Annotated in this window: 28 protein-coding genes; 18 read left to right on the top strand and 10 right to left on the bottom strand. The window is 47.2% G+C overall.

Features of this window, described 5'->3' with window-relative positions:
- The first annotated feature begins 161 nt into the window (after positions 1-161).
- A complete protein-coding gene (locus F8C67_RS07105; protein WP_151667137.1) occupies positions 162-1,064 on the top strand; it encodes a DMT family transporter in 903 nt (300 codons plus the stop codon).
- 29 nt (positions 1,065-1,093) lie between these two features.
- Here F8C67_RS07105 and F8C67_RS07100 read toward each other — a convergent pair whose 3' ends face one another.
- On the bottom strand, positions 1,094-3,145 hold the full coding sequence (locus tag F8C67_RS07100) for a M16 family metallopeptidase (protein WP_151667136.1): 2,052 nt from the start codon (positions 3,143-3,145) through the stop codon (positions 1,094-1,096).
- Positions 3,146-3,168: 23 nt separating this feature from the next.
- The gene (locus F8C67_RS07095) at positions 3,169-4,494 is read right to left on the bottom strand and encodes a M16 family metallopeptidase (protein ID WP_151667135.1); all 1,326 of its coding nucleotides are present in this window, start codon (positions 4,492-4,494) and stop codon (positions 3,169-3,171) included.
- Between the two features lie 212 nt (positions 4,495-4,706).
- On the opposite strand from F8C67_RS07095, the gene rplU reads away from it, so the two are divergent.
- The 8 genes from rplU to F8C67_RS07055 all read left to right on the top strand — a co-directional run bounded on the left by rplU (position 4,707) and on the right by F8C67_RS07055 (position 12,773).
- Complete coding sequence (gene rplU / locus F8C67_RS07090; protein ID WP_151667134.1) at positions 4,707-5,243, top strand: 50S ribosomal protein L21; 537 nt, start codon at positions 4,707-4,709, stop codon at positions 5,241-5,243.
- Between the two features lie 20 nt (positions 5,244-5,263).
- Positions 5,264-5,524 (top strand): 50S ribosomal protein L27, encoded by a 261-nt coding sequence (gene rpmA / locus F8C67_RS07085; RefSeq protein ID WP_151667133.1) that lies wholly within the window; start codon positions 5,264-5,266, stop codon positions 5,522-5,524.
- A 142-nt stretch (positions 5,525-5,666) separates the two neighbouring features.
- Complete coding sequence (serS, locus tag F8C67_RS07080; RefSeq protein WP_151667132.1) at positions 5,667-6,941, top strand: serine--tRNA ligase; 1,275 nt, start codon at positions 5,667-5,669, stop codon at positions 6,939-6,941.
- Positions 6,938-7,465: a hypothetical protein gene (locus tag F8C67_RS07075; RefSeq protein WP_151667131.1), complete on the top strand. Its 528-nt coding sequence runs from the start codon at positions 6,938-6,940 to the stop codon at positions 7,463-7,465. Before serS ends, F8C67_RS07075 begins: the two co-directional genes overlap by 4 nt.
- Positions 7,458-9,269, top strand: coding sequence for a tetratricopeptide repeat protein (locus tag F8C67_RS07070; RefSeq protein WP_151667130.1), 1,812 nt, complete (start codon positions 7,458-7,460; stop codon positions 9,267-9,269). The genes F8C67_RS07075 and F8C67_RS07070 overlap by 8 nt, the downstream gene beginning before the upstream one ends.
- A 6-nt stretch (positions 9,270-9,275) precedes the next feature.
- Complete coding sequence (locus tag F8C67_RS07065; protein WP_151667129.1) at positions 9,276-9,602, top strand: DUF4286 family protein; 327 nt, start codon at positions 9,276-9,278, stop codon at positions 9,600-9,602.
- Positions 9,602-10,663 carry a CaiB/BaiF CoA transferase family protein gene (locus F8C67_RS07060; RefSeq protein ID WP_151667128.1) on the top strand — a complete coding sequence of 354 codons (1,062 nt, stop codon included), beginning with the start codon at positions 9,602-9,604 and terminating at the stop codon, positions 10,661-10,663. The genes F8C67_RS07065 and F8C67_RS07060 overlap by 1 nt, the downstream gene beginning before the upstream one ends.
- 43 nt (positions 10,664-10,706) lie before the next feature.
- Positions 10,707-12,773 carry an alpha/beta hydrolase family protein gene (locus F8C67_RS07055; protein WP_151667127.1) on the top strand — a complete coding sequence of 689 codons (2,067 nt, stop codon included), beginning with the start codon at positions 10,707-10,709 and terminating at the stop codon, positions 12,771-12,773.
- A gap of 319 nt (positions 12,774-13,092) precedes the next feature.
- Here F8C67_RS07055 and F8C67_RS07050 read toward each other — a convergent pair whose 3' ends face one another.
- A complete protein-coding gene (locus F8C67_RS07050) occupies positions 13,093-13,452 on the bottom strand; it encodes a four helix bundle protein (protein WP_151667126.1) in 360 nt (119 codons plus the stop codon).
- 362 nt (positions 13,453-13,814) lie between these two features.
- On the opposite strand from F8C67_RS07050, the gene F8C67_RS07045 reads away from it, so the two are divergent.
- Positions 13,815-15,047 (top strand): M16 family metallopeptidase, encoded by a 1,233-nt coding sequence (locus F8C67_RS07045; RefSeq protein ID WP_151667125.1) that lies wholly within the window; start codon positions 13,815-13,817, stop codon positions 15,045-15,047.
- Here F8C67_RS07045 and F8C67_RS07040 read toward each other — a convergent pair.
- Complete coding sequence (locus F8C67_RS07040; protein ID WP_151667124.1) at positions 15,044-15,478, bottom strand: hypothetical protein; 435 nt, start codon at positions 15,476-15,478, stop codon at positions 15,044-15,046. The genes F8C67_RS07045 and F8C67_RS07040 overlap by 4 nt on opposite strands.
- Positions 15,479-15,497: 19 nt before the next feature.
- Positions 15,498-16,025 carry a hypothetical protein gene (locus F8C67_RS07035; protein WP_151667123.1) on the bottom strand — a complete coding sequence of 176 codons (528 nt, stop codon included), beginning with the start codon at positions 16,023-16,025 and terminating at the stop codon, positions 15,498-15,500.
- A gap of 52 nt (positions 16,026-16,077) precedes the next feature.
- Between F8C67_RS07035 and F8C67_RS07030 the strand changes: the two genes are divergently transcribed.
- From F8C67_RS07030 to F8C67_RS06995, 8 genes are all read left to right on the top strand, one after another.
- A complete protein-coding gene (locus tag F8C67_RS07030) occupies positions 16,078-16,716 on the top strand; it encodes an O-methyltransferase (RefSeq protein WP_151667122.1) in 639 nt (212 codons plus the stop codon).
- The gene (locus F8C67_RS07025) at positions 16,716-17,291 is read left to right on the top strand and encodes a hypothetical protein (RefSeq protein ID WP_151667121.1); all 576 of its coding nucleotides are present in this window, start codon (positions 16,716-16,718) and stop codon (positions 17,289-17,291) included. Before F8C67_RS07030 ends, F8C67_RS07025 begins: the two co-directional genes overlap by 1 nt.
- A gap of 78 nt (positions 17,292-17,369) precedes the next feature.
- Positions 17,370-18,716 (top strand): oxygen-independent coproporphyrinogen III oxidase, encoded by a 1,347-nt coding sequence (gene hemN / locus F8C67_RS07020; protein ID WP_151667120.1) that lies wholly within the window; start codon positions 17,370-17,372, stop codon positions 18,714-18,716.
- Positions 18,717-18,752: 36 nt separating this feature from the next.
- Entirely contained in the window at positions 18,753-19,844 is a 1,092-nt protein-coding gene (locus tag F8C67_RS07015) for an acyltransferase family protein (RefSeq protein ID WP_151667119.1), read from the top strand.
- A gap of 70 nt (positions 19,845-19,914) precedes the next feature.
- Complete coding sequence (locus F8C67_RS07010; protein ID WP_151667118.1) at positions 19,915-20,679, top strand: hypothetical protein; 765 nt, start codon at positions 19,915-19,917, stop codon at positions 20,677-20,679.
- Between the two features lie 89 nt (positions 20,680-20,768).
- Positions 20,769-21,380 carry a DUF1684 domain-containing protein gene (locus F8C67_RS07005; protein ID WP_151667117.1) on the top strand — a complete coding sequence of 204 codons (612 nt, stop codon included), beginning with the start codon at positions 20,769-20,771 and terminating at the stop codon, positions 21,378-21,380.
- A 43-nt stretch (positions 21,381-21,423) separates the two neighbouring features.
- On the top strand, positions 21,424-22,281 hold the full coding sequence (locus tag F8C67_RS07000; RefSeq protein WP_151667116.1) for a pirin family protein: 858 nt from the start codon (positions 21,424-21,426) through the stop codon (positions 22,279-22,281).
- Positions 22,282-22,315: 34 nt separating this feature from the next.
- On the top strand, positions 22,316-22,822 hold the full coding sequence (locus tag F8C67_RS06995) for a hypothetical protein (protein ID WP_151667115.1): 507 nt from the start codon (positions 22,316-22,318) through the stop codon (positions 22,820-22,822).
- Here F8C67_RS06995 and F8C67_RS06990 read toward each other — a convergent pair.
- Genes F8C67_RS06990 through F8C67_RS06970 form a run of 5 tightly spaced genes read right to left on the bottom strand, consistent with a single transcriptional unit; the run spans position 22,739 to position 26,763 of the window.
- Positions 22,739-23,278 carry a CopD family protein gene (locus F8C67_RS06990; protein WP_151667114.1) on the bottom strand — a complete coding sequence of 180 codons (540 nt, stop codon included), beginning with the start codon at positions 23,276-23,278 and terminating at the stop codon, positions 22,739-22,741. The two genes, F8C67_RS06995 and F8C67_RS06990, sit on opposite strands and share 84 nt — an antisense overlap.
- The gene (gene rfbB, locus F8C67_RS06985; protein WP_151667113.1) at positions 23,278-24,327 is read right to left on the bottom strand and encodes a dTDP-glucose 4,6-dehydratase; all 1,050 of its coding nucleotides are present in this window, start codon (positions 24,325-24,327) and stop codon (positions 23,278-23,280) included. The genes F8C67_RS06990 and rfbB overlap by 1 nt, the downstream gene beginning before the upstream one ends.
- A complete protein-coding gene (locus F8C67_RS06980; RefSeq protein WP_151667112.1) occupies positions 24,324-24,767 on the bottom strand; it encodes a hypothetical protein in 444 nt (147 codons plus the stop codon). The genes rfbB and F8C67_RS06980 overlap by 4 nt, the downstream gene beginning before the upstream one ends.
- Entirely contained in the window at positions 24,764-25,777 is a 1,014-nt protein-coding gene (gene galE, locus F8C67_RS06975; RefSeq protein WP_151667111.1) for a UDP-glucose 4-epimerase GalE, read from the bottom strand. Before galE ends, F8C67_RS06980 begins: the two co-directional genes overlap by 4 nt.
- On the bottom strand, positions 25,777-26,763 hold the full coding sequence (locus F8C67_RS06970) for a UDP-glucuronic acid decarboxylase family protein (RefSeq protein ID WP_151667110.1): 987 nt from the start codon (positions 26,761-26,763) through the stop codon (positions 25,777-25,779). The genes galE and F8C67_RS06970 overlap by 1 nt, the downstream gene beginning before the upstream one ends.

The following is a 26,763-nucleotide window of genomic DNA, read 5'->3' as shown; positions in this document are numbered from 1 at the left end:
AAGTTTTCGCTTTCTGCGAAAAAAGCAGCCTGCCGACTAATGCGGATCATCTTGCGATTCGCCGGAAGGCGATAAGCCTTGTCCGCTACAAGCGGACCTTTCAACCCACCAAAGGTGGTTGACTTGTGCGGAGCTTTCGCTCCGCGCACTATCTTTACCCCGTGAAAAACAACCAGCCCCTAATCAACGCGGGAATCTTCCTCCTGCTCGCCCTTACTTGGGGCAGTTCGTTTATCTTGATGAAGAAAGGTCTCGTAGCCTTTGACGGTGTGCAAGTCGCCCTGCTTCGTATCGTCTATGCATCGATTTTTATCCTTGCGGTGGGTTGGCGTAGGTTGAACCGCTTTCAGAAAAAGGATGCCGCTCCCATTCTCATTGTTGGGTTCTTCGGAAATGGTATCCCCTATGTGTTCTTTGCTTGGGCTCTCATGCACATCGATTCTTCCATTGGAGGAATCACGAATTCGCTGACTCCATTGTTTACACTGATTGTTGGCGCCGTTGTTTTCCGCACCAGAATTAAGGTCCTACAGGTCCTTGGAATCATAATTGGCCTGGCTGGCGCATTGTATATGTTGAATCCATCAGAGAATGTTGCACTCGGAGATAAGTGGCCCTATGCCCTTTTAACCGTAGCGGCCAGCTTTATGTATTCTATTGGCATTAACACCATCAGTGCTAAGCTTCAGCATCTCGATTCCATAACAATCACGTTGCTCGCACTTGTGACCGTTGGCGTTCCGGCCGTTCTTGGCCTCATCCTTTTCACGGATTTCATCCACGTTGTAAGCACCAATCCGGATGCTTTAGCAAGCTTGGGTTATATCGCCATTCTTGGTGTCATGGGAACGGGATTCGCCATTATCCTCTTCAATTACCTCATCAAAAAGGCCTCGGCTTTATATGCGGTGAGCATCACTTACCTGGTGCCTATTGTCGCTCTTGGCTGGGGCTTTGCGGATGGCGAAGTGGTGACCGCAGCACACATCATTGGCATAACCGCCATCTTAACCGGCGTGTACTTGGTGAATGCCAATAAAATAAAAAAGGCCACCCGAGGGTGACCTTTCCATAACTCTATAAGATCTTCAGATTAGAACATCGATGCGTCGATGTTTTCTGAGTTGATCTCCATATTCGTCACTTTGAACTCAACTACCATTGGCCCGAGTGGAGCCATGATTGATTGAGGCATTGTGATACCATTTACGCTGGTGAAGTTAGAATAGTCCACATCGCGAACCACCTCTTGACCGGTTTGATCCATTGCAAGTGATGAAGAACGAATACGGTATCCAGTTTCAGCGCTGAAGTAATGTGTGGTCACATCGTCTCCGTCGTGGAATTCAACCGCATATGCTTGCTGACCATTCACTTCTACGAGGTTAGGCTGCAATACCTTTTTTACTGCGCTGTGATCTTCGAACTCAAAAATACTTGCATCTGCTTTCGACTCCTCAGCTTGCTCCGGGGTAATTGGAACTTCTTGTCCACCTGACATAACGCGAACATCGTCACCGTTAACAATTAACTCCTGTCCACCCATTGGCGACATGCTTTCCTGCTTGTACATATCAGGAGCCATCCAAGTTTCAGTAAGCGTAATTGTCATCCCCTGGATAGAAGCCTCTGCTGTAACAGTATAGTTTTCAACAGCCTTAACTGCTTCCATACCTCCAATGCTTTCGTAGAACTTTTCCATCACGTCGTCTGCCGTCATACCTTCTGGAACGGCTACAGTAGCTGCAGCAGGCATCCCGAAGCGGTCGAAGCGCTGAACCTCACCAAACTTATCCAAAGTTGGAGCAATTTCAGATGCTTTACCCACAATGGCGATTGTCAAGTTTTCAGCCAAGAAGTATTTCTGAGCAGCTGCTCTTACGTCTTCAGCGGTTACAGCATCGAGACGCTGGAGGTAATCGTTGTAGTAATCTTCATCAAGACCGTAACGCTTGATGTTCAATCCGAAGTTTGCCACCGTTTGTGCACTCTCGAGTGAACGTCCAAATGAACCAGCTAGGTAATTCTTAGCGTCTTGAAGCTCTTTTTCAGATACAAGCTCAGTGCGAATGCGGTTGATTTCGTAGAGGAACTCAACGATTGCACTGTCGGTTACTTCGTTTCTCACGGCACCAGAGGCAACGAATGTTGAAACGTGCTCGTTTGTACCGATAGAAGAATACGCACCGTAGGTAAATGACTTGTCTTCACGAATGTTCAAGTAAAGACGTCCAAGTGAACCTCCACCGAGAATCATGTTTGCAAGGCGAACAGCCTCGAGGTCTTCAGATCCAACAGGAAGAACCACTCGGTTACCGATGCGAATCTCACTTTGAACAGAAGCAGGACGGTCGAGAAGTGCCACATAAGTTGCTGCAGGAACTTCCGGAACCGACACATCATGGGTTGGAACTTCTCCCATTTCCCAATCGCCAAAGTACTTTTCTACCATTTCCTCGGCGTCATCTGGATCGATATCACCTACGATAACGATGTATGCAATGTTCGGTTTGAAATAGGTGTTGTAGTAATTCTTGCAATCTTCTAGCGTGATGTTCTCCACCTTCTCTTCGGTCAAGATTTCGCCGTAGGCGTGATCTAGACCATAGATGCGTCCGCTCCAAAGGTCAGACATCAATGCACCTGGATCGTTGGCGTTTGCCTTTAGTCCAGAAAGATTCTGTTGCTTCAATTTCTCAAAAGCCTCTTCTGAGAAACGTGGATTCATGATTACATCAGAAAGGATGCCCATGAGAGACTCGTCGTACTTCGACAAGCCGGAAACAAAGGCACCAGAAGAGTAGGTTGAAAGGCGTGCGCCCATGAAGTCAACTTCTTCATCAAGCTGTTCCTTCGTTCTATTCACGGTTCCTTCGCTAAGAAGGTCGCCAGTTAGGCTAATCATTCCAGCTTTATCTCCTTCGTAGATTGGATCGATATCCAAAGAAACTTGCATGGAGACACGCGGAAGCTTGTGGTTCTCAACTACAATGAGTTGAATGCCGTTGTCGAGTTCAAACTCTTCAAACTCGGCAATTTCTGGTTCACGAGCTGGACCTGGTTCTGGACGAACGGAGCGGTCGAGCTGAGCCATTGCGGGAATCGCCACAACAGCCGTAAAAAGGGAAAGTAAAATGCGTTTCATCTCTTTATTCTTTGTTGTGTCAATTAATTAGATGCTTGCTGAGCCATTGGCAAGTAGTGAAGAATAACTCGGTTATCATCCGAGAGATACTCTTTTGCTACACGCTGAATGTCTTCGCGAGTCACTTTTCTGTAGCGCTCAATTTCAGCATTGATAAGATTGGCATCACCAAAATATACATGGTAGTTAGCTAGAGACTCGGCGATACCGGCCATGCTTGAGTTGCTTTGAATGAAGCTACTCTCTACTTGGTTGAGCGCACGTTGGTACGTCTCTTCTTCGATGAGGCTCGTCTTGAGCTTCTCTACTTCTTCGTCCATACTCGCTACGAGTTCACCCGTGGTAGTTTCGCCGTTAGCTAGAGCTAGAGTGATGAACACACCGTAATCTTCTAGTGTGTACGGGAAGCTGAATACCTGAAGTGCGATTTGCTGTTCGTCTACCATCTTTCTAGGGAGAAGTGAAGACCCGCCTTGAGAAAGGACGTTGTTCAACATTTCAAGTGCATACGCATCTTCTGAAGTTTGAGAAGGAATGCGGTACCCTACGAAAACCCCAGGAACTTGGATGTTATCGTATACTGTGTCGATGATAGGACCGTTAAGCGGACCTTCTTCTACAGTTGGGTGAACCACTGGCTCGCCCGCTGGAATATCACCGAAGTAGAGCTCAATCATTTCGCGAGCTTCATCTGGATCGATATCACCGGCGATACTCAATGTGGCGTTGTTCGGGTTGTAGAACTTGCGGTAGAAGTCCATAAACTCTTCGAGTTGCGCGGCATTCAAATCGTCCATTGAACCGATAGGTGCCCAGTGGTATGGGTGGTTGGTGAATGCGCGGCTGAACATCTCAGAAATCCAGCTGCCATAAGGTTGGTTGTCGATACGAAGACGCTTCTCCTCTTTGACAACTCCGCGCTGTGTTTCTACACCTTCATTGTCGATGTTGGCGTGAAGCATTCGCTCAGACTCGAGCCAAAGGCCGAGTTCTAACTGGTTTGAAGGGAGGATCTCGTAATAGAAAGTTCTATCCTGAGTTGTGTTTGCGTTGAGGGCTCCACCGTTTGATTGAACGATTTTGGAGTATTCACCTCTTCCGATGTTTTCGGAACCTTCGAAAAGGAGGTGTTCGAAAAAGTGTGCGAAACCGGTACGACCAACAACTTCATCTTTCGAGCCTACGTGGTATAATACGGTAACCGCAACGATTGGGGTAGAATGATCTTCGTGCAAAATCACGTGTAGACCATTGTCGAGATCGAATTCGGTGAATTCTACCTCACTGCGCTGTGCTTGTACCGAGAAGGTAGCAGCTAACAAAGCAGCTCCAACAGTGATATGTTTCATCACGGGAGTTTTTAAATTTGTAATTGGGATTCAAGCAGCAAAGCGTCAAAAATAGCGTTTTAATGCTGCCCTTCAAAAGGGTTAAGGCGCTGAAACGATGTATATAAGTGGAATAAGTCAAATTTATCCTATCCCAGTTCGCTCTCATTCAATATTTTGAATTACATTTGCAGCCCTAATTCTGAATTGTTTAACAATCTAGTCCAGTACACATGTACGCAATTGTAGAGATAGCAGGGCACCAGTACAAAGTACAGAAAGACCAGCGTATCTACGTTAATCGTCTAGAAGGAGAAGCAGGAGCGAAAGTTTCTTTCGACCGCGTTCTTTTGACCGATGATAACGGTAAGGTAGAAGTTGGCGCCCCGGTTATAGAAGGCGTTGCAGTTAAAGCAACCATCCTTGAGCACCTCAAGGCAGACAAAGTGATCATCTTCAAGAAGAAGCGCCGTAAGGGTTACAAAGTGAAGAACGGTCACCGCCAAGCCATCACTTCAATCCAAATTGAAGGTATCGGTAAGGGAACTGCTAAGAAGGCCGCTCCAAAGAAAGCTGAAGCGAAAACTGAAGAGGCTGCAACTGAAAAGAAAGCAGCAGCGAAGAAGCCAGCAGCTAAAAAGACCACAGCTAAGAAAGCTGATAGCGCAAAGGCAGAAGCAAAGCCTGCAGCTAAGAAACCAGCAGCCAAGAAGCCAGCGGCTAAAAAGCCGGCAGCGAAGAAGGCTGATGACAAGAAATCAGAAGAATAATCGAATAAAGTCGTTCAACCATGGCACACAAAAAAGGGGTTGGTAGTTCGAAGAACGGACGCGAATCAGAAAGTAAACGCCTCGGCGTGAAAATTTTCGGTGGCCAAGATGCGATTGCCGGAAACATTATCGTTCGCCAGCGTGGCACGAAGCACCACCCAGGTAAAAACGTAGGTATCGGCAAAGATCACACGCTCTTTGCCTTGGTAGATGGCACCGTTGTTTTCAATAAAAAGAAAGACAACAAGTCATACGTTTCGATCGAGCCTGCTCAGGCCTAATCGATTCGAACCCAAAATTCAGAAGGCCGTCACCTACATGGGACGGCCTTTTTTGTTTTTCATACACTAGATATACGTCATTCAGTTTCGCAGTACTCAACGCGAATCTTACTTTTGACTCTCCAATAATTCAATAGAAACCATGCTCGAAATTCACCGCATTCGAGAAGAGAAAGACGCCATCATCGCCGCACTCGATAAGCGTCACATCGATGCTACCGCCGACATTGAAGCTATTCTTCATGCCGACGAAGCCCGACGTAAGACTCAAGTGGAACTCGACAATACCCTCGCCGAAGCAAATAAACTCGCCAAAGAAATCGGCGAATTGTTTAGAAACGGTGAACGCGATAAGGCCGAAGCTGCCAAAAACCGCTCTGGTGAACTCAAGGAAAGAAGCAAAGAGCTTCAAGATGCGCTCAACAATGCAAGCGATGAGCTTCAAAACCTACTCGTAGGCCTTCCCAATACACCCCACCAAAGCGTGGCCAAAGGAAAGTCTGCCGACGATAACGTGGAAGTCAAGAGAGTCGGGAACTTCCCTACCCTACCCGATAACGCAAAACCACATTGGGAGCTCACATCTGAGTACGGTCTAATCGACTTCGAACTCGGCGTCAAAGTGACCGGTGCAGGTTTCCCCATCTACACCAATAAAGGAGCACGCCTCCAGCGCGCGCTTATCAATTATTTCCTCGACAAGAACACCGCTGCTGGTTACACCGAATTCATCCCTCCCTTCTTTGTGAATGAGGAAAGTGGATTCGGCACAGGCCAACTTCCAGATAAGGAAGGCCAAATGTACCACATGCCGGAAGACAACCTTTACGCAATCCCTACCGCAGAGGTTCCGGTAACCAACATGTTCCGCGATGAAATCGTGAAAGCCGAAGATTTCCCAATAAAAAGTACAGCCTACACCCCCTGCTTCCGTCGCGAAGCGGGTTCTTACGGTAAAGATGTTCGCGGCTTGAACAGACTCCACCAGTTCGACAAAGTGGAGATCGTAAACATCTGCCATCCGAACGATTCTTACCAGCAATTGGAAGAGATGGTTGCCCACGTAGCAAACCTGCTCGACGAACTCGAACTTCCATACCGCATCTTGCGTTTGTGTGGTGGAGATATGGGATTCACCAGTGCGTTGACGTACGATTTTGAAGTATGGAGTGCCGCTCAAGAAAGATGGCTCGAAGTTAGTAGCGTTTCAAACTTTGAAACCTTCCAGGCTAATCGTTTGAAGTTGCGTTTCAAAGGCGACGATAAGAAGACACACCTCTGCCACACACTCAATGGTTCTGCGCTAGCGCTTCCAAGAATTGTGGCCGCTCTTCTCGAAAACCATCAGCGCGAAGGAGGAATCCATATTCCAAAGGTTCTTCACACGTATACTGGATTCGAAACAATTACAAAATGAAATACATAGCTCTTTTAGCACTTGCCCTTTCCATAGTTTCTTGCAATTCAAAGCAGGAAGTTCCCGAGGAGGTTGAGACTCTTCACCGCGAGGTGGTTGATGCCTATGCCCTCTTGAATGAACTCGACAGTGCAACCATTCACGAGAGCTACGCAAAGGTTCGCCCTTACTACGAGCGCCTGAAAACAACGGATTTCGACTCTACATTGAAGGAGGTTTACATTTATGATCTCACCTGGATGGACCGCTATCAACGAGCCATCCACAAGTGGAATATCCAATTGAAAGAGAGCGCTGCTGAACTGAAGGAGTCAATCTCACAATTGGAAGATCTCAAAGCCGTTATTCAACAAGGCGATCTCGATTCAGCTGAAATTGCAATGTACTACGAACAAGAGCGCTTAGCCGTTCAACAATTCTTAGATCATACGCGCGATAGAGCTGGCGAAATCATGTCTTACTCAAAAGGCGTAGATTCGATGAAAACACGCCTCGATTCCATCTTCAGCAATTTGAATGAATAAGTTTCTCATCGCCATAATCTGCCTGTTTTCACTGAGCACCAATGCTCAGGTGAAACGTCAGTTAGCAGAGCAGGCGATGGAAGAAGGGCGTTTCGAAGAAGCCCTCAACGATTGGGAGGATCTCTACGAGAAACAACCCAACGATTTCTACTACCAGCAAATCGTCGCTTGCTTTATTCAACTCGAAGAATATGGCGATGCCACCGACTTCATCGAAGATCATATTGATGAACAACCGGCGAGAGCAGAGCTTTACCGAATCGACCTAGGCTACATTCACCTGGTCGACAAGGACACAGCCGCTGCAGAAGATGAATTCAATCGCGTGCTAGAAGCTGTTTACCGCCAACCTGGACTCGCATACCAGTACAGCGAACGCTTCAAGAAATGGGGGATTTTCAAGTTCGCGCTGGCCACACTTGAAACCGCTGAACGCGGCAACCCCAACATGTCCTTCGATCAACAAAAGGCCCTCCTCTACGCGGAAATGGGAATGCTCGAGGAAATGTACATCGCTTATCTCGACGCACTCGCAAGGAACCCTAATTTTCTCGCCAGCTACCAGAATGTCATACGTTTCAACATGAACCGCGACGGCAACATCCCGAAATCGGATGTATTGAAACGCGAAATCATTGGTAGAATTCAAGATGGCGAAGGCATATCGTTCAACCGACTTCTAATTTGGGTACTGACCCAAGAGGGTGAATACGGTCAGGCTTTTCGTCAGCTTAAAGCGCTATACCGCCGAGAAGAAGTCCAAGCCTTTGAACTCTTCTCACTGGCACAGTCGGCCCAAGTCGCAAAGGCCTACGACGATGCCATTCAGATTTACGCTTATCTCGAAACGCTAGGCAACAACACTCCGTTCTATGCCGATGCGGTTTGGGGTGAAATGAGCTGCAAGAAATCCATGCTGATTGCCAACGGAGCATCGCGAGAAGAATTCCTCCAACTCAATACCGAAATGAAAGGCGCGGCAGAAGGATTGCGAGCCAGCTCTACCCTTCCAAATCTACTCCTAGCGAATGCCGAGCTTCAGTTTCTTCAACTTCAAGAACCAGACAGCGCATTGCGCACACTAGAGAAAGCTTTGAGTGTTTCTCCAGAAAAGTCAGCCATTCATGCAGAATCCATGCTGCTGCGCGGCGATATCGAGTTGGCGATTGGTCTGCCGTATGACGCCATCCTCACCTATTCTCAAGTTGAAGCCGATTTCGAATCTGCCCTACTAGGTCAAGATGCACGCTTCCGCAAGGCAAGAGTGGCCTTCTACACCGGCGATTTTGAATGGGCTCTCACCATGTTTGACGTCCTCAAGAAATCGACCTCAAAATTGATTTCAAACGATGCTTTGCGATTGAGTCTTTTGATTAAGGATAACGCAGCGCTGGACACTACCTATCTGATGCTTGAGCGCTACGCAAGCGCTCTCTTGTATCAAACCCAAAATCGGTACGACGAGGCATTGTCGACGTTGGATACACTCGACAAACTCATCGCCTTCACATCCGACCACCCGCTACACGATGAATCGATGTACACCCGAGCTACCATATTCAACGCCCGAGGTGAACACCTACAAGCTGCACAGCTCTTCGAAGAGATTGAAGCTAAGTTTCCGAAGGAGTTACTTGCCGATGAAGCGCTCATTAGAGCGGCTAGAATTTACCAGCATGAGCTGATGGACCTCGACAAAGCCAAGGCACTTTACGAAAAGGTTCTCCTTCAGCACAACAATAGCATTTACGCCGAGGAGGCTCGATCCGCCTTCAGAAAGCTCCGCGGCGACCTAAACTCATAAGACTCTATGCTACTCTATAATGTCACTGTAAATGTAGACGACAACGCGCTCGAAGATTGGCTTCGTTGGATGAAGGACAATCACATTCCGGATGTTCTTCAAACCGGTCTCTTTGTAGGCGCTACCTTCTCTAGGCTTCTCGTTGATGAGGAACAGGGAACAACCTACTCGATTCAATACCGACTTAAAGACATGGAGTCTTTCCACATCTATCAGGAGATGTACGCCGAAGGTTTGCAAGCTGAGCACCAAAAACGATTCAAGGATAAAACCGTTGCCTTCCGCACCATTATGGAAGTAGTAGCCGATTTTACGGCTGAAAGACTCGATTAATGAAACCCCTAACTGGACTCAAAGTAGTTGAACTAGCTACCGTTCTTGCGGGTCCGGAAGTGGGTAGATTCCTCGCCGAGCTTGGCGCTACAGTTGTCAAATACGAACCTCCGAAAGGCGATGTGACGAGAGGATGGCGACTCGCAAACGAAGATTCCACCTCTTCTATTTCGGCATATTTTGCTGCGATAAACGCCCAGAAATCATACGATGTCCTCGATCTCAAGTCTTCCGAAGGAATCGATTCTCTTCAATCGCTTTTGAGTGATGCCGACGTCCTTCTCACCAACTTCAAGCCTGAAGATGAGAAAGTGTTTGGACTGACAACCGACTCGCTCAAGTCGAAATTCCCACGCCTCATTTGGGGGAAGATCTCCGGCTTCTCTAGCGACATAAACCGTCCGGCTTTTGACGTCGTTCTTCAAGCCGAAACGGGTTGGATAAGCATGACGGGCCAGCCGAATCAGTTGCCTTCAAAACTACCTGTCGCCATGATTGACGTCATCGCTGCACACCAGCTCAAGGAGGCCATTCTTCTCGCTCTACTCGAACGGGAAAAGCACGGAACAGGTAGTCATTGGGCTGTGAGTTTAGAAGAGGCCTCGCTATCGGCATTGGCCAATCAAGCCACAAACTATTGGATGAACAATCACGTGGCCAAGGCGATGGGAACGGCTCATCCGAATATTGCTCCTTATGGCGATTTGCTTCCCACAAAGGATGGAAAGTGGGCAGTGCCCGCAATTGGAAGCCATGCGCAATTTCAAAAATTCACGGAACTACTCAACCTTTCCACCTTGGCAAGTGACTTGCGATTCCGTTCGAATGTTGACCGCGTAACCAACCGTTCAGCACTCATTGAGGAGCTATCGAAGGCGACCAAACAATGGAACAGCGAAGAGCTCAACAAAGCCTGTGGAGATCACCGCATCCCGCTGGGGATTGTGCGCTCTTTGGATGAGGTCCTCGATTCACCTCAAGCACAAGAGGTTGCGTTAGAAGAGGAAATTGAAGGAAGAAAGACCAAGCGTGTAAAGAGCTTCGTGGCCCGCCGACTTTAACCCGCGAATGCCTTATCTTCACGGTTCGCAAAAAGAATCGCTCATGAAGAAGATAATCCTATCAATTATGGCAACGGGAGCAATGCTTACCTCCTCGGCTCAATCTCAGATTATGACTCCAGACCTTCTTTGGTCACTCGGAAGAGTGTCGATGGAAGATGTATCGGAAGACGGAAACCTCGTTCTCTATGGAGTTACTCGATACAATTTAGAGGAGAACTCTAGCGAACGTGACTTGTACATCTACAACGTAGAATCGGACGAGCCACGTCTCGTCATAGACCTTCCAGGTAGCGAAGGAGCTGCCGTTTTCTTTGATGAAACTCATATCGGCTACGCAAAGGACGGCCAATATTGGATCACCGAAGTTGGAGGCACACCTGAAAAGCTCACCAACCTGCCTGAGGGTTCAGGTAACTTCAAGCCAATGAAGATGAAGGATGGAAGCTGGAAGCTTCTCTTCAGTGTTCGCGAGAAGGTTTTCGAAACTTCGGAAGACAAGTACCCAGCGCTCAAGCAGGCCGATTTCAGAATTATAGACGATTTGATGTATCGCCACTGGGATCACTGGAGCGACGAATATGTGAATCATCCCGCATTTGGCTCCCTCGACCTTTCCGGCGAGAAGATGATTGAATCCGAAGGAACGGATTACACACATTTGATGAAAGGCTCGCAGTTCGAGTGCCCGATTCCACCTTTTAGTGGAAGTGAAAGCTTCACGATGAGTACGGATGGCAAGTACATCGCTTATAGCACTAAAGAAGCTGTAGGTAAAGATTTTGCCGTTTCAACGAACAGCGTTATTCGTCTTTATAATGTTGAAACAGGTGAAACTATGAACGTCCCAGGCCAAATGGGATACGACACGCATCCACAGTTCTCACCTAACAACAAATACCTCGCATTCACCTCTATGGCTCACGACGGCTACGAGTCGGATGAGAACCGCTTGGCGATTTACGATATTGCTAAGAACTTCACTTCTATACTCGGTGAAGCCGACGATTTACAAGTAGAGTACATCAATGACTTCCAGTGGGTTGAAGATGATGAGTTGGTTGTAAACGTTCCAACCATGGCTACGCAACAGCTTGCGGAAATTGAGTTAGGCCGAATCAAAAAAGACGAGCGCATCAGCTACGAAATGGAGTTCCTCACTTCTGGTGATTACAACTACAATGGATTCCATGCAATGGATGACCTCGTATTTGCGGAGCGTCAGGATATGAACCATGCTACTGAGATCTTCATCCTTGAAGAAGACGAAGAGGTTCGACAGCTCACCCATGTAAACGACGGCATTTACAACCTCACCGACCTCAGCCGAATTGAAAAGCGCATGGTAGAAACCAGTGACGGTAAGGAAATGCTCACTTGGGTGATTTACCCGCCAGACTTCGATGAAACCAAGAAGTACCCAACGCTTCTTTATTGCCAAGGCGGACCACAAAGTCCGGTGAGTCAATTTTACAGCTACCGCTGGAACTTCCAGGTGATGGCGGCCCAAGGCTATATTGTAGTAGCTCCTAACCGTCGCGGTGTTCAAGGCTTCGGTTCAGAATGGAACGAGCAGATTTCCGGCGATTGGGGTGGACAAGCCATGCGCGACTACCTCGCTGCAATTGATGATGTTGCCAAAGAACCATACGTGGATACCGAGAATCTCGGTGCAGTAGGAGCCAGCTATGGAGGCTACAGCGTTTACATGTTGGCTGGAATTCACGAAGGTCGCTTTAGCGCATTCATCAGTCACTGTGGACTCTTCAATATGGAAAGCTGGTATGGCTCCACTGAGGAACTATTCTTCGCAAATTGGGACCTAGGCGGACCGTATTGGCAATCGCCTCAGCCGCTCAGCTACACGCAATACAATCCCGCCAAGTTTGTACAGAATTGGGACACGCCTATTCTCGTAATCCATGGTGGAAAGGACTTCCGTGTACCGGAAAACCAGGGCATGGAGGCATTCAACGCCGCCCAACTTCAGGGCGTAGAATCGCGCTTCCTCTACTTCCCTAACGAAGGCCATTGGGTGTTGAACCCGCAGAATGGTATGGTGTGGCATAGTGAGTTTTTTAGGTGGTTGGGAGAGAATCTGAAAGATTAAGGCGCAGGGCGCAAAGACTACCGGAGGTAGTATGATGCTTCGCATAAGACTAGCAGAGCTAGTAAGACTCACTGCGTGAGTAAGGCGCGTTGCGCAAGGCAGCAGCGGGGCCGGAAGGACTAGCTGCGCGCAAGGTTCACTTCGTTCACAAGAACAGCTTTGCTGTTAAGGCTCGCGATGCTCGCAAGAATCACCTCCGGTGATAAGGCGCTCCGTGCAAGACTCGTCGGGAAGGCAAGTGCGATTTACACAATGTGCTGCGAGTCGAAACGCGTTGAAAGCACTTCACACAGGAGAATAGAATAGTGAAAGGGTTGAGTTACACTTGACCCTTTCTCTTTTTAAAAAAGCTGATAAGCTTAATAAACTGAGTGTCGATTTCTTTCAAAATGGAATCTAACTCTTGAATCTCTTGAGAACTCACAGCAGAATAATACTTCCGCTCTTTCAACATTCCTCTGACTTCAGCTGCTGACCGCTTAGCGTAATCAAAGAACTTGAGTTTCTCACCAGTAAATCTTGTCGCAAACCCTTCATGGTAGTTGTTCGAGATGCTTCTACTTGCCTTTTCTAATTGATGTGCAAGATCACATCGAATGTCCTTCTTACGTAGTAGTATGCAATGCTCATGAGTCATTTCCAATTGAACATGGACCAACACTTTTAAATCCGATTTCATCTTAACAAAAAAATGATTCAGTGGCTTAATAGTCGTAGAATAAACGTTTACTTCCGTTTACTGACGTTTCACCCTTACGAACGAAGTGAGTCTTACTAGCGCAGCTAGTCCTTGCAGCCCCGCTGCCTTGCGCGAAGCGCCTTGCGAACAAAGTGAGCCTTACTAGCGCAGCTAGTCTTGTGCGCAGCACCTTGCGAACGAAGTGAGCCTTACTAGCCCCGCTAGTCCTTGCAGCTACGCTGCCTTGCGCGAAGCGCCTTGCGAACAAAGTGAGCCTTACTAGCGCAGCTAGTCTTGTGCGCAGCACCTTAATCCCCCGCCAACTGGCGGGCCGGCAATCCTTTTCGTACTTTCGCCCCCCAATGGAAACCCCACACCAAATATTAACTCTACCCAATGGTTTGCGCGTGGTTCACAGATATGTGGATAGCCCTGTTGCGCACTGTGGTTTGATTATTAATGTGGGGTCGCGTGATGAGAATGATAATGAACAGGGCATGGCTCACTTTATTGAGCATGTGTTGTTTAAAGGGACGAAGAAACGCAAGGCATATCACATTCTCAGCCGACTCGAAGATGTAGGTGGCGAGCTCAACGCATATACGGGTAAGGAGGAAACTATTCTCCACGCCTCCGTGCTCGAACGCCATTTGCCAAGAGCCATTGAACTACTCTTCGAAATTGCTTTCCAGTCTGTCATGCCTGAAAAGGAGGTGAACAAGGAGCGCGATGTAATCAACGACGAAATTTCGTCTTATCTCGATTCTCCAAGCGAACTCATTTTTGATGATTTCGAAGATCTCCTGTTCTCCGGGCATCCCATTGGACGAAATATTTTGGGCACGCCGGAAAGCCTCGCCGAAATAGACCGTTCGAGATTGATGGATTGGATGCAAAAACACTATTCACCAGAGCGAATGGTGTTCAGCATTGTTGGTAGATTCGACTTTGCGGATGTCAAGAAGTGGATCGACAAGTACGCGAGCGATTTGCCTACCGGTGACCCACGCTACCATCGTCGCCCGATCAATGAATACAAGACCACGTATCAGTTCGAGAACAAGGAAACGTATCAGACGCATGCCATCATTGGCAATCGTGGATATGGCCTGCATCATGCCGACCTAAGCGCCATGATTCTCTTGAACAACCTGCTTGGTGGTCCTGGTATGAACTCAAGACTAAACCTCAACATCCGTGAGAAGTACGGTTTTGCATACAACATCGAATCCTTTTATACGCCATATACCGATACGGGCACATTTGGGGTGTATGTGGGAACAGACAAAGGAACCATTGATCGAAGTCTCAGGCTAATCCACCGAGAGCTGCGTTTACTTCGGGAGAAAAAACTAGGTGTAGTTCAGCTTAAGAAAGCAAAGCAGCAATTGCTTGGCCAAATTGCCTTGTCACAAGAGAACAACGCCAGCTCCATGATTGGCCAAGGTAGAACCTTGCTCCACTATAACAAGATTGACACCTTCGAAGAGATTGCAGAGCGAATCGAATCGGTGACTTCGGATGCCATTCTTCGTGTGGCCAATGAGGCTTTTGATCCCGACCAACTCAGCACCCTTGTGTACAAGGCTCGCTAAAAGTCTTCTTTCCAGTTTACATCGAAACCGTAGGAGTTTAGGAAGTACCCATTCACCCCTTCGTAGAAATAGTAGTACACCCGCAAGGCGTGGGTTTCGAACTTTAGGTACATGGTGTAGCGGATTCCCAAACCTTCAATTACCGAGGTCTTGCCTTTGACGATTTCGAACGGTCCTCCATACGTCGCCTTGAAAAACTCAAACGCATCATGCCCCTTGGCCATCACCTCATTCTGAACGGTTTCCTCCACCGGCCAATATGGAGCCATGGCTGAACCCAGCTTCTCGAAGTCGCCGACATAAAACATGTGCATAGTGCTGTCCACAAATGAATCGCAATCCGACATTGAAGCCAAGGTTTGATCCTGAGCATATGTTGTGATAGAGAATCCAAAAGCGAGAATTACGGCGAAAGGAAATGAGAATTTCATGTACGAGGGGATTATGTGCCTATCCATCTAAGGTAACTACTTCACTATTCCTTCTGATGGTTGTCTTGATAAAGCTCGAAAGCAACAATTTTGAAACGCCATAGAAGAGAAGAATTGCATTCGTGAAATACAATGAAAGCGATAGCAGAATCAAAATAAAGTTTTCTTCATCCATCGCAGGAGCAAAGTCACGCTGGAAATCAACGGTTACCAGGACGAATAATTGAATCAATCTAGTACCATCTGCGTAGAGCAACAAAGCAAGTACTATAACGAGAATGACCTTTTGCACTTCGGAGATCGATACGACATCCGCACCCGATCGTCGAATAGTCTTCAAGTTTCGATTGATCACCACTAATGCATACCAATGCACAAAGACGAAGAGATTATCCTTGGCGAGCATCAACAGTACATCGGTACTTACATCTTCAGAGAGGAACATGGCCAGGGCAAAGGCCTGAGAACCGAATAAGACCGATTCAATCACCACGAGGGCAAGTGCTGTGATGAATAACGCGTTGAACCTGGATAGCGAGAGCTTCATTAGAGGTGGAGATGTGGATGCAGATATTTACCTTCGTTGAAAACCCATAGGTATGGAATTCCTCCCACAAGATATCGACAATTACGTTCACGAGCATACGAGTCCCGAAAGCGAACTCCTCGCGAAACTCAACAGAGAAACTCACGCAAAGGTCATGGTACCCCGAATGTTGAGCGGACATCTTCAAGGTCGAGTTCTCTCCCTTCTCTCCCATCTTCATCGTCCTAAAAAAGTACTTGAAATTGGTACGTATACCGGCTATTCTGCGCTTTGCATGGCAGAAGGACTGCCTAAAGACGGAGTACTTCACACGATTGACATAAATGAAGAGCTGGAAGATTTTGCGCGCAAGTGGTTCGACCAACACCCAAAGGGAAATCAGATTATTCAGCATATTGGCAATGCATTGGAAATCATTCCTACACTTGCCGACAAGTGGGATTTGGTATTTATCGATGCCGATAAATCCAATTACCTCAAGTACTACGAACTCGTGATTGAGAACATGAATCCGGGCGGACTTATCCTTTGCGACAATGTACTTTGGAGCGGTAAAATCGTGGATCCGAAGGCCACGGACGAGGATACAGAAACCCTACGCGAACTCAACCGATACATTACGGAAGATGACAGGGTTGAAAATGTACTACTTCCGGTAAGAGATGGATTGATGGCGGCAAGAGTTCTGTAATGGAGTTACCGGAGTGGGTGTGGCAAGTCCTTCGCTTTGGATTAACGGCCGTATTTGTCTTTACTCTCAATGCGATTGCAAAACGACAAGATCGACGACTATTCGACCAAAGGAATGAGAATCCGGCTGAACAGGTATATCGGGTAAGTCCTTTGACCAAGTACCTCGGAATATTCCTTCTACTGATGGGCTTTTTAGGATTGTACCTCCAAAGTTCTCCAGAGCGCATCTGGATTTACACAGTTATGTTCTTTGGTATTTCTCTGTTGGGCCTGTGGCTTTTCGGACTTTCCGTAGTTGCGAGAGTGACGATTACACAACATGAGGTGACTAGCTACGGAATACTTGATAATCGTTCAATGCAGCTTAAGGGTTTAATCAAAGAGAACAAGAAGTTCTTCAGCGAATCTATCGTCTTAGAGAACAACAGAGGAGAAAAAGTGACGATTCCCGAAAGCATTGCCAATCGGGAATACTTGATCTCCGTGATTCATGCGCGCAGTGCGGCGAACACTCGCGCTAGCACACATCCTCTCAGTGCAAATCAGCAAAAAATCGCAAAGCGCTCGCATTAAGCGTCCAAAACCTGACAAATCGCATTTTTTGCCTTCTTAAAGGTGCTGACATTTGCTCTACACAGAAACTAAAGCACCATGTCACGCGCTTCGGAAAAGTACAACCTAGCCGTTCCTAGATATACGAGCTACCCTCCCGTACCCCACTGGAATGTAGAAGGATTCAACACACAACTGGCGTTATCTCGCTTTGTAGATGAAGTAGAACGGAAGGGCGAACTGAGCCTCTATTTTCACCTCCCCTTTTGCGAAGCACTGTGCACCTACTGCGGATGTAACAAGCGCATCACTAAAAACCATAAGGTTGAACAGCCCTACATCGACAATATCGTTAGCGAGTGGAAGATGTACCTCAACCTACTTAAAGGAATCGATTTCAAGATCTCAGGTATCCACCTTGGGGGCGGAACCCCAACTTTCTTCAATCCAGAAAACCTGACGTCCATGCTGGAGCAGGTGCTGGATGGACAAACAAAGTCCGACGATTTTGCATTTAGTTTTGAAGGACACCCTGCCAACACCAAGCGTGAGCACCTCGAAGCGCTCTACAATCTAGGCTTCCGGAGAATGAGCCTGGGAATTCAAGATTTCGACCCAAAAGTTCAAAAAGCCATCCACCGTTGGCAATCGGTTGAGCAAGTAAGGCAGTGCGTTGACGATGCGCGGGCGATCGGATACAACAGCATCAATTTCGACCTCATCTACGGCTTGCCATTCCAAACGATTGAGGGATTGGACAACACCTTTACCGAAGTGACGAAGATGTTGCCCGAGCGTATCGCTTTCTATAGCTATGCCCACGTGCCTTGGGTAAGTAAGAGTCAGCGTGCATACGACGAAAACGATTTGCCCAAGCCGAATGAAAAAACGGCTCTTTATCAACTGGGCTGTGACATGCTCAATAAAGCGGGCTACGTCGATGTGGGCATGGATCACTTCGTATTGCCTGGCGATGAACTTTTCGAAGCTAGAGAAGAGCGTCACCTACACCGAAACTTCATGGGCTACACGCACGATCGTGAAACGCTTCAGCTTGGACTAGGCGTGTCCTCAATTTCCGATGCATTTGGCGCCTATTGGCAAAATGAAAAGGTGGTTGAAGATTGGGCGGCGCGCATAGAAGCAGGTGAACTGCCCATATTCAAAGGTCACCTCATGAGCCACGATCAAATTGAAGTTCGCGAGCGAATTTTGAAACTGAGCTGCTACTTCCGATTGAAGGAACGTGATTTACTCAAGGCAATGCAAATGGACTCAGATCTTCAGAAGAAACTCTTCAGTTTCGTAACTGACGGACTCATTACCATCGATTCGCGTGGCCTGAAAGTAACCGCCAAAGGCAAGGCCATTGTTCGAGTAGTCTGTGCCGCTTTCGACCCCGGAATGGCCGTTATGCGTGAAGGCGTTTTCAGCAAAGCTGTGTAGAATCGCGGAGTCTGACTATCTTCCCAAAATCAATTGATGATTTTGGATAAAGGCAGAGTATTTGGTCTTGATGTGCTCCGTGCACTGGCAATTCTATTCGTGATTCTCGCGCACGGTTCGGCACTTCTAGGAGACTCTACCGCGGGCACCTTTATTCGTACCATTTCACTCGACGGTGTTTCAATCTTCTTTGTCTTAAGCGGATTTCTGATAGGAAAGATTCTCATTCGCACGCTCGAAAGTGGAAATACAAGTGCCAAATCACTCTTCAATTTCTGGAAGCGAAGATGGTTCAGAACCCTGCCGAACTACTTCCTTGTCCTACTCATTATCCTCGTGTATTATTTCTACATGGGCCGCAAGGATTGGTCGGGAATCTGGCATTTCTTCACCTTCACACAGAACTTCACCTCTCCTCATCCTCCATTCTTTCAAGAAGCATGGAGTTTATCTGTCGAGGAATGGTTTTACCTACTGATTCCAATCTTCCTATGGCTCTCCGTAGCATTGTTTAGGCTTTCTCCAAGATGGTCGGTACTCATCATAGCAGCCCTGGTCATTGCCATATCCACATGGTCGAGATATATGTGGTACCACCTCATTACTGTCGAAGATATCAGCCTGCACACATGGGATCTGAACATTCGAAAAACGGTGCTCACACGTCTGGACAGCATAATGTTCGGCGTGATTGGCGCCTGGTTAGCGTCCTACACTGTCCAACTCTGGAAAAAGAATCGGACGCTATTCTTCGCCCTGGGTATAGTCTTGCTCGTTTCACATCGCTGGCTCTATTTCCAGTTTATGCGTGACATCAATGAGTACATGGCCGTCTATTCGTTTTCATTGATATCTGTCGGAACTCTGCTTCTCTTGCCCCTTCTATCCGAATGGAAAAATACCCGATTGCCATTTGCGGGATTTTTCACCTGGACAAGCATATTGTCATATTCCATGTATCTCTTGCATTTCACACTGGTGCTCAACATCATTATTCGCAAGAGTTCCATTGTAGAACTGAACTCGGGTCTCCAGTTTATCATCTTTATCGCCTTTACGTACGGACTTTCCGTTCTTCTGTATCATCTCTATGAAAAGAGAATGACACGGTTGCGCGACAGATTCTAAATACGACATCTGCCGTATGGCGGCGCTCTGATTCATCATTTTTCTTTGTTGAGAATCAATTTTGATGATGATGAAAGCCAATGTTTTTACCCTCAGTAAGTATTTTTTAGCCCTATTCGCTTCACTAGCTCTTCTGAGCAGTTGTACGGATGAAGATCCCGATGACGACAACAATACGAGTCAACTTCCCGCCGAGTGCGTGAGCATTTTTACGGATTTGGAAGGAACAGCTTCTCTCACTGCTGGCGCTATCACTGGTGGTCCGGGGACGAGTTTTACTTCCGGCTCGATCTACGAAGTGAACTTCACCGCCGCTGGCAAAACAACGATTCATTCCGATGCCAACGACTTTATTTTCGAGGCGGATGACATCACTAACTGTGAGGAAAATGCCAATGAGGTAAACGTGTTTTACGACAATGGCACGTACGACTTGATCGTTCAGGTAGAAGGTCAGACCATTCAGCTCATCTTGAGTGATGCCAACGGACAGGTTTCCCTCACCTACACTCCTGGGCCAGATGTTTCCCTAATCACGCCGCACGCGGGAACTCATACTGTGACCACCGTAAATAACGGGACGCATACACGAATGACGGTCATCATAGGTACCGATGGCAGCATCGATTTTGATGCAGGAGTAGCGTTTGCACCAGGAGATTATGAACTTATTTCGGATCGCTTAGACTGCTGCGATGCCGTTTACATTGACTGCACGCCTTACCCATCGGAGCCGTACCCGCGCCTCGAACTCAATGTAGTTTCGGGCACATTAATAGGTATAACCTACCGACCAAACTACCCTAACATCGGCTCTGTTGAGGTTGTGTTCTAACAGTGTGTAGCTTTTCTTGAAGAGGCGGGGTCTTTCAGATTCTCGCCTCTTCTACTTTAAGGATGTATCTTCGAGCAAACCCACTTGCTATGATTCGCCTGTTTCTCGCACTCCTTATCCTCAGCACTCCGCTTTTGGCGCAGCCAGATGACATCAATGATAGAATCCGCTTTGCGTTAGAAGCTCAGGCCGAGCTTGACAGCTCTTATGCCAATGCAGATGAGTCACCTTTGGAAAAGGACGACTTCGAACACTTTGACGGGCACCCGTATTTCCCCATTGACACTACATGGATGGTGTGGGCAGAAGTGATTCTAACACCGGACTCAGTGCCTTTCGAAATGGCCACAACCACTTCTAGAAAGCCCGTTTATCGTCAGTATGCAATTCTTCGCTTTACACATGGAGACACAACGTTAGATCTCGCCGTTTATCAAAGTCAAAGATTGATGACCAAAGAGGGGTATGAGGATTACTTATTCCTTCCTTTTGGAGATATGACGAATGGCTTTAAGAGTTACGGTGGAGGTCGTTATCTGGACCTTCGTATTCCGGAAGGAGATTCGATCTACATTGACTTCAATCGTTCTTACAATCCCTATTGCGCGTACAGTGGTCGGTATTCTTGCCCAAAAGTTCCTTTGAGGAATATTCTGCCTGTGTCGATTACAGCTGGAGTTCAAGCGCCAAAAGGGCATTGAACTTTTCACAGTACTAAGTGTCTATTTGACTAAACGAATGAACATGTCAACGCGAAGCATTAAGAAAGTCCATCCCGCAATAGCCGCACACATGCCTGGCTTGAGCACTTGGAGAGCTATGCCTACTCAACACGTTGAGTGGTTAGATCCGTTCCTTTTTTTGAATCATCATGGTCCAGATATCTTTAGACCAGGAAACCGAGGCTTGCCTTTTGGTCCGCACCCCCACCGTGGGTTTGAGACGTTGACATACATTCTTGAGGGGGAGCTCGTACACGAAGACACTACCGGATACAAGAGTAGAATTACGGAGGGTGGCGTGCAGTGGATGACTGCTGGTAGTGGTCTACTTCACTCCGAAACATCATCTGAAGAATTCTTGCGCGAAGGTGGAGCGATTGAAATCATACAACTTTGGTTGAATTTACCGAGCAAGTTGAAAATGACCCCTCCCGCCTATTCGGGAATGCAAAGCGAAGATCTGGTTCACCTCAACCCTGTCGATGGTGTAAAACTTCACCTGATCAGCGGTGAAATTTATGGTAGTCAGGGTCCGTATTCTTCCATCACTAACTTGACGATGACATGGCTTGAAATGGACTCGGAGTCTCAGGTTCACCTTCCAGCTCCAGGTAATCACCAAGTGCTATTTTATGTGGTTCGCGGTAAGGTGAATGTCAATGGTGCCGAAGTTGAAATGCGAAACATCGTAGAGTTCAATATCGAAGATGGAGATATAGACGTGTCTGCGTCTGAAGATGCCTTAATTCTCTACGGTCATGGAGAACCGTTCAACGAGCCTATTGCGGCACATGGTCCCTTTGTGATGAACACCTATGATGAAATAAATCAGGCTGTAGCCGACTATCAGGCTGGCAAAATGGGTGTTTGGAAGGAATAGAACTTGTGGCCTAGTCTTTGATTTTCAAGGAGTCATGAAAACTACCTACTTTCTTCTATTCTTCGGCTTTGCGCTGAGCGTTTCTGCCCAAAAAATGGATACCCTTGTTTATTACGGACCAAACAGCGGCACTCTCACCCAAGACGCTTCCTTGGTTTTGTGGTATAGTGGAACGCCCTCAGATTTGATTGATAAGCTTGCTGATAGAAGGCAATTCCATGAACTAGACACCACCGTCACCACCAAGGGAACAACTTATGTACTGCGCGGCGTCAATCGTCCCATGGTTTTCTTCGAAATAATGGATCTTGAAATCACGCACGACAAAAAACTGTCCACTGCATCGAGTTCCAGATTGATTATACGGTACACCCTATCTAAAGGTCGAAATGTAACCTCGGCGGTAGTCGGCGAGCATTCGCAACAGGTAGCCGAATGGATGGAGTCGAATTGGAATTTACCCTTGCTTCTTCATCCGAATGCGCTTGTAACTTCGGATAGCGAGCATGAGCAAAATGATGAAGCCGAACAAACCGAGTAGCCCCCAGGCCATATCTAACGCACTTCTCAATTCTACCAGGAATATGATAGCTACAAGGAATATGGTCGCTACTTCATTCCAAATTCGCATTTGATTGCCGCTATATCTGAAGTCGCCTTTAGCTTGTAGCTTGAAGATGTAATGCAAGCTCAAATGGTACGCATACAGCCCAACCAAGAATCCCAACTTCACCCATAGCCACGTTTGGATATACCATCCGATGGTATCAAGCATCCACAATCCGAAGATGAGTGTTAGAATCGCACTTGGCCAGGTAATTCCGAACCAAAGGCGCTTTTTCATGATGGCGTACTGACCTATGAGAATTCGACCAGCCTCATCCTTACGCTCGTTTGCTTCTGCGGCATAGACAAACAATCGGGGCATGTAAAAGAGCCCTGCAAACCAGGTAACCACAAAGATGATGTGCAGTGCGCGAACGTAAAGTGCGTCCATTACTCGCCGTATTGATCAGCGTAATACTTGGCGTAATCGCCACTCGTTACATTGTCGAGCCACTCTTGGTTATCCATGTACCAATCGATGGTTTCTTTCAAACCTTCCTCGAATGTAACGCTAGGCTCCCAACCGAGTTCCTCGTTGATCTTGGTAGCATCGATGGCATATCGACGATCGTGACCCGGACGGTCTTTTACGTAGGTGATCAGTCCTTCGCTGGTTCCCACTTCGCGACCAAGCTTTTCGTCCATCTGCTTACAGAGAACTTTTACCAGATCTATATTCTTCCACTCGTTGAATCCTCCGATGTTGTAGGTTTCGCCGGTCACGCCCTCGTGGAAAACTAGGTCGATAGCGCGTGCGTGATCAATTACATAAAGCCAATCGCGGGTGTAATTCCCATCGCCATAAACGGGCAAAGGCTTCATATTAACAATGTTATTGATGAAGAGTGGAATGAGCTTCTCAGGGAAGTGATTCGGTCCGTAGTTGTTGGAACAGTTGGTTACAACGTATGGAAGGTCATAAGTTTCACCATAAGCTCTTACGAAGTGGTCGGAACTCGCTTTGGAGGCCGAATAGGGCGAGTTAGGATCGTAGGCCGTTGTTTCCATGAAAAGCCCCGTTTCACCTAAAGTGCCGTAGACTTCGTCGGTTGAAATATGGTAGAAGCGTTTGTTGTCGAGATTCTCGCCCCAAAGCTCACGCGCAGCATTGAGAAGATTTACGGTTCCAATCACATTCGTTTTGACGAAGGCAAGAGGGTCCGTTATCGATCTGTCCACATGGCTTTCTGCCGCGAGGTGGATCACTCCTTCTGGACGATGCTTTTCAAACACATCTCTGAGTGCATTTGCATCGTTGATATCGGCCTTTACAAAATGGTAATTGGGGCGATTCTCAATGTCTTTCAGGTTCTCTAGATTACCGGCATACGTGAGCGCGTCTAAGTTGACGATATGATAATCTGGGTATCGTTTCACGAAGCGGCGAACTACGTGTGATCCGATGAACCCGGCTCCGCCTGTAATGAGAATACTTTTCATGATCCTTGAGGTTGTTCAAATTCAATCTTCTGCTCTGCACACCATTCTTTGATGGCCAAAACGACTTCGTTCTTCTTACCAAATTTACCGAAATGGTCAAGAGGAAGTTCAATCCAGTTATCCGCAACGAGAAAATCCACGGTATAGGTATGCTCGGCTACCAAGGTTACCTGTTTTGATGAAACTTTCACAGGTTCTTTTCTATTCATCTTCCACTCCAAGTTCTCTCCATCAATCTTCAGATAGTAAGATTGGGTGAGTCTAGAATACCACAGGAAGAAGATTGCCCCTAAGACAAATACTACGCTGTACCAATTAACGGGCTGTTCTAGGATGAAATAAGAGTACACGAACCATCCCGTGTAAATCACTCCGAGAACGCTAAATGTGATAAGGAATATAGGTCTCGAGGCAGCTTGTTGCGGTCTAAATTCTTTCATGAAGTCAAACTTTGCTCAAACTGCCAAGCGGAAGCGAGCATGGTCTCTAAGCTCAATTGAGGTTCCCAACCGAGCACCTTTTTTGCTTTAGTAATATCGGCATATACGGCTGGCACATCCCCTTCACGTCTTGCTACAATGCTATGCGGAATGTCAATTCCAGTTGCATTTTGGAAGGCGTGTATCATTTCCAAAACGGTAGAGCCGTTGCCAGAGCCAAGATTGATGACATCGTAATTCAAGGCATCAGTCTTCATGGCTTGCTCGATTGCATTTACGTGAGCTCTTGCGATATCAACCACGTGAATGTAATCGCGAACACACGTTCCATCTCGCGTGTCATAATCACCGCCAAACACCTTTAACTCTGAGCGTTTGCCAATAGCCGTTTCTGTAATGTAAGGCACGAGATGATGTGGTTCGCCATCCTGAAACTCGCCGATGATACCTGAATCATGTGCTCCGATAGGATTGAAATATCGAAGTGAAATACACTTCAAGTCATGAGCTAAAGCAGCATCTCGAATGATGTCTTCGCCCATCTTCTTCGTATTGCCATACGGAGATTCGGCAGGTTTGATAGACGCATTTTCGTCTACAGGAAGCTTGTCAGGGATTCCATAAACCGTACAAGATGAACTAAATACAAGCGACTTAACCTTCTTCTCGCTCATCAGCTCAAGCAAATTGATGGTCGAAAAGAGGTTGTTGCGATAGTACTTTAATGGAAGGTCAACGCTTTCATTCACGAGTAGAAAAGCGGCAAAGTGAATCACTCCAGTAATTTCAGGATGGCGGTCGAACACGTCGGCTAAGGCCAACTTATCGCACATATCCACTTCTTCAAAGATGATAGGTGAGCCGAGAATCTTCTCAATGCGCCCCTTCACTTCAAGGTCGGAGCAACTCAAATCGTCTAGCACAACCGGGGTGAAGCCCGCATTTGTGAGTTCAACCACTGTATGGCTACCGATGTAACCCAATCCGCCTGTAACTAGAACCTTGCTCATCACTTTCTGGAATAATCGGTGAAATCCTTGTGCTCCTTCTTATAAAGCTCTTCTTCAGGCAGGCTTTTGAAGTACTCATAGGTAATCTTCAAGCCCTCTGCTCTGCTTACTTTAGGCTCCCATCCAAGAATCTCGCGAGCCTTGGTAATATCCGGACGACGTTGTGTAGGGTCGTCTTTCGGAAGATCCTTGTAAATCACTTTTTGGTCTGTACCCGTCAGCTTGATGATTTCTTCTGCGAAATCGCCGATAGTAATTTCATCTGGGTTACCCACGTTGACAGGGTCTGCACAATCGCTCATCAACAATCTGTAGATACCTTCTACTAGATCGTCTACGTAGCAGAAACTTCTCGTTTGCGAACCATCGCCAAACACTGTGAGGTCTTCGCCACGTAGCGCTTGTCCGATAAATGCAGGTAGAACCCGCCCATCATTCAGGCGCATACGAGGTCCGTATGTGTTAAAAATACGGACGATACGTGTTTCCAATCCGTGGTATGTGTGATAGGCCATGGTCATCGCTTCTTGGAAGCGCTTGGCTTCGTCGTACACTCCGCGTGGACCAACCGGATTCACATTGCCCCAATAGTCTTCGGTTTGAGGGTGTACGTGAGGATCTCCGTAAATCTCGCTTGTACTGGCAACCAGAATTCTGGCATTCTTTGCTCGAGCTAAACCGAGACAATTATGTGTACCGAGAGACCCCACTTTGAGGGTCTGAATTGGAATCTTTAGGTAATCAATGGGAGACGCCGGAGAGGCGAAGTGAAGGATGTAATCTAGGTCTCCTGGCACGTGAATGAACTTAGAGACATCGTGGTGATAGAATTCGAATCGCTCCTCTTTGAAGAGGTGTTCGAGATTCTTGAGATCTCCTGTAATCAGGTTGTCCATTCCAATTACTTCGTGACCTTCGGCCAAGAAGCGATCACACAGGTGTGAACCTAGAAACCCTGCTGCGCCGGTAATTAATACGCGTCCCAT

The sequence above is a fragment of the Phaeocystidibacter luteus genome (assembly GCF_008933115.1).
GTDB classification, from domain to species: domain Bacteria; phylum Bacteroidota; class Bacteroidia; order Flavobacteriales; family Schleiferiaceae; genus Phaeocystidibacter; species Phaeocystidibacter luteus.
The sequence above is the reverse complement of the archived record's forward strand: the minus strand, read 5'-3'. Positions and strand labels throughout refer to the sequence as shown.